The sequence below is a fragment of the Lacticaseibacillus hulanensis genome (genome assembly GCF_004010095.1).
Lineage (GTDB): Bacteria > Bacillota > Bacilli > Lactobacillales > Lactobacillaceae > Lacticaseibacillus > Lacticaseibacillus hulanensis.
On record NZ_RRYD01000053.1, the window covers coordinates 1 to 2,922 of the forward strand.

General features: G+C 48.8%; 3 protein-coding genes. All 3 read right to left on the bottom strand.

The window, feature by feature from the left end; translation table 11 throughout:
- Positions 1 to 83: 83 nt before the first annotated feature.
- On the bottom strand, positions 84 to 1,217 hold the full coding sequence (locus EKN00_RS10600; protein WP_127850213.1) for a site-specific integrase: 1,134 nt from the start codon (positions 1,215 to 1,217) through the stop codon (positions 84 to 86).
- Complete coding sequence (locus EKN00_RS10605) at positions 1,214 to 1,477, bottom strand: DUF3173 family protein (RefSeq protein ID WP_225419500.1); 264 nt, start codon at positions 1,475 to 1,477, stop codon at positions 1,214 to 1,216. Before EKN00_RS10605 ends, EKN00_RS10600 begins: the two co-directional genes overlap by 4 nt.
- 77 nt (positions 1,478 to 1,554) lie before the next feature.
- Positions 1,555 to 2,835, bottom strand: coding sequence for a replication initiation factor domain-containing protein (locus EKN00_RS10610; protein WP_125753887.1), 1,281 nt, complete (start codon positions 2,833 to 2,835; stop codon positions 1,555 to 1,557).
- Between the last annotated feature and the right edge of the window lie 87 nt (positions 2,836 to 2,922).

A 2,922-nucleotide genomic window follows, 5' to 3' on the forward strand; every position in this document is an offset into this window, starting at 1 on the left:
TGGCACATCTCGCGCCCGTCCCGTGGTATCAAGGTTTCTAGCACCACCGATTTTACTGTGGCACAGTTTTGACCCTTTTCAAATTATTTTGGCTCATCGGGCACCTCCTTGGAGAATATCCCGTTGAGCTTTTTTGCGACTTCAAAGTTACTGTTGGGGTAAAGATGACCGTAAGTGCCGAGCGTCGTTTCGATGTCCTCATGTCCCAGACGTTCTTTAATCTGGAGCGGGTTTTCACCGAGACTGATCAACAGCGACACATGCGAGTGGCGGAGGCCATGCACGGTAATCCGCTGAACTTTGGCGAGTGTACTGTACGCGTCCACAATATCCAAAAATTGCCCGTCAGAGCACGGAATCCCATCACGTGAGAATACCCACTCGGACGTCACCATCGCCGCTTGTGCGACCTGCCACGCATCTAAGCACGCAATGGTATCATCATCAAGCGCCACGGTACGGCGACTGGCGGCAGTCTTTGGCGCTGGAGTTTCAAACCAGTTGCGGTTGTGATAGTCCATGGTCTTATTGATGTTCACCGTCTTAGCTTCAAGATCAACGTCTGTCCACTTTAACGCCCGTGCTTCACCGCTACGCAAGCCAGACATGAACATGAACCACAACATCGTGTAATCAAAGCGGCCAGTGTACGTGTTGGTGTTCGTCTTGGCTAGTACCTTTTGGAAGTCGGCTTGCGTCCAGAAATTGATCTTCGCTTTCTTCTTTTTGATGAGGCCAACGACCCGTACTGGATTCTCGTTGATGATACCAAGCGCCTTAGCACGTTCAAGCACTTGGCCTAACATAATGTTGATGGTACGCGCATAGGATTGCTTACAGTCTTTGAGTACGCTGACTTGCCAATGTTGCACATCAATCGGCCGAATTTGGCCAATGATGATGTCGTTGAACCTAGTCAGATACTCACTGTTCATCAAGACTAGCCGCTGACGGTAGGTGCGTGGCTTTACTTGGGTTTTGTACCAAGGCTTGAACACGTCTTCCATAAAGTCGACAAACTTAGTCTGCTTGATGTCCTCATCATCGGCGATCCCCGCCGCCAACATTGCAACTCTTGCTTTTTTCGCCTCCGTTTTCGTTTTGAAGCCGCTGGCACGTTTTTGAATTCGTTTGCCAGTTCGTTTGTCAGTTCCTAAGCTTACGCGGAAGCTAAAAGTGCCGTCCGCCTGTTTGGTAATATGGTCTTTCGTAGTCAAGATAGTTCCTCCTTAACTGCGGAAAGGCCACTTGGTGCACCCTCAAGTTGGCTTAGTTTCAAGCCTAATACTGCGTCTACTGCTTCCACTGGAACACGGTCTACGCCTTTCTTACCGTACCATCCAAGGCCACGTTTGAGCAACAACTCTTTTGCCATTTTGATGATACGGCTTGCTTGCGATTGACTGTACCCCAGCTTGATAAGGTCAGCTCTAGTCATCGTCAGGAAGACTGGCTGTTCTGGTACGTTAATATTCAATCAAATCACTTCCTAAAGTTTGGTGGGAGTGAGATAATCAAACCAGATAGAACCCATATTTTATCTGTGAAGGGTGACTACTTGCTTTGGTCAGCGTAGTCGCTCTTTTTTGATTTCTCACGTTGCTTTGAATCGGTCATAACACCGTTGCGTTGGTGCTGAAAATGGTGGATCACGTCCCAGTGGCGTTGCGTCAACTTACCACTGTCGATGATGGCTTTGAGTTCGTTTGTGTTATTGTACTGGTCAATCAACTGCAACATCTTGAGTGAGGGTGCGACTTGCTTTCTCAACCACCGCGTAATATGGTCATAGTTTAACGGTTCTGGATTAGTGGAAAGTCGCAGCTTATCCCGATTGTTACCGATGAACGCCGCCCAACGAGGATCTAACACCCACTCACTTCTGGGTTTATGACTTGGCGTCAAGAAACGCAGATACTGATTGATGATGCCGAACACGACTTGTTCGGGATCGCGCGTCGCCAATAGATGTTCAACCGCTGTGGCGGCACGTTCGCGGCGTAGCCGCACTTCAAAGCGAGTACGGATCGGTTGATCTTCAATGGCGATTTCTGGGTGTTTCTGATGTTGCTCAAATGCCTTGTCGTAGATACAGAAATTGACTTCGCTTTGTGGCGAACCAAGGTACAAGGTGCGCCCAGAGGCGTGCCACTGTTTGGTGCGGTTGTCCCTGAACCCGCGAAAGCGTGAGCTGAATTCATCATGGTCGCACTTCTCAATTAGTGTTGGCACATCTAGTAATCCGTTGCGGTCGTTGATGGCTAAATCAAGTCGGGTGAAGTGGCAATCCAGTTTGAGACAAGTTTCGAGAAAATCGTACCAAGTTCGATGTTGCGATTGCAGATACGATTCGACGTAGCGACAACCTTGACCTTTCAGCTCAATCATTGTGCCACTGTCGTCTTTCGGGTTGTAATCTTCGGCATCCACATCTTGGTAAGGTGATAACATCATCTTGATCTCACCGCATGTCAAGGTTGCTGAATAGCCGTAGTGAGCGCCGTCGTGGAGATTGAAATGGATCGGGCTGATTTGGAACAGTTCGTTAATCAACTCTTCGTAGTCGTGCGTCTTGAAGGTGACGCTGAGATAGTCGATACAGACGTCCAGATTATTCTGACCGGTCAACGCACGCAACGCCAACGTCAGTTCTAATCGGGCTTTATCGTTGAGCGGCTTCTTGCGACCCAGCAGTTGATTCAGGTGTGACCGGCTGTAATTAGCCATGTCTGCGAGCTGACCTTGAGTAATATTGTTATCGCGCATTTCGTCGTGGACTTGATCAAGCCAATCTTTGTTGGTCATGCCGCCAATTAAGTTTAAGTCTTTGAGCATGTTAGCTCCTTTCCAAGCGTCCTAACAGCAATTCGGCGTTTTACCTATACGGTAAGGCCGTGCCACAGGCGCTTTATGCCTACCGTC

What these genes read in the sequence shown, in the direction of transcription:
- EKN00_RS10610 (WP_125753887.1), bottom strand. Translation starts at nt 2,835, where the DNA reads ATGCTCAAAGACTTAAACTTAATTGGCGGCATGACCAACAAAGATTGG.